Genomic DNA, 335 nt, shown 5'->3' on the forward strand with positions numbered 1-335 from the left:
CTGGCTGACTCAAAAGTTCATAAAGGGCGATGAACTGAGTGTGTCGGAGCAGAGTATGCTAGCGGATGATATTGCTGAATTCAGAATACGCCTTGCGAGTATCAGCTGGTTTATGCGGGTACTGAATGAAGACATAGCCCGCAGAGCCAATAAAGAAGATGGTTGTACAGGTCGGTTTTGGGAAGGAAGGTTCAAGTCACAGGCATTGCTGGATGAAGCGGCACTGGCAGCCTGCATGGCTTATGTTGACCTGAACCCAGTCAGAGCCAAAATGGCAGAGACTCCGGAAACTTCGGACTATGTCAGTATTAAAAAACGCATTGAGTGCGCACGAC

1 pseudogene is annotated in these 335 nt (G+C 48.7%); it reads left to right on the forward strand.

The features are described from left to right. Window positions 1–335: pseudogene (locus CWB98_RS23035) on the forward strand (transposase); the annotation flags it as partial.

Origin of the sequence: Pseudoalteromonas rubra (assembly GCF_005887115.1) — a bacterium.
Taxonomy (GTDB): domain Bacteria; phylum Pseudomonadota; class Gammaproteobacteria; order Enterobacterales; family Alteromonadaceae; genus Pseudoalteromonas; species Pseudoalteromonas rubra_F.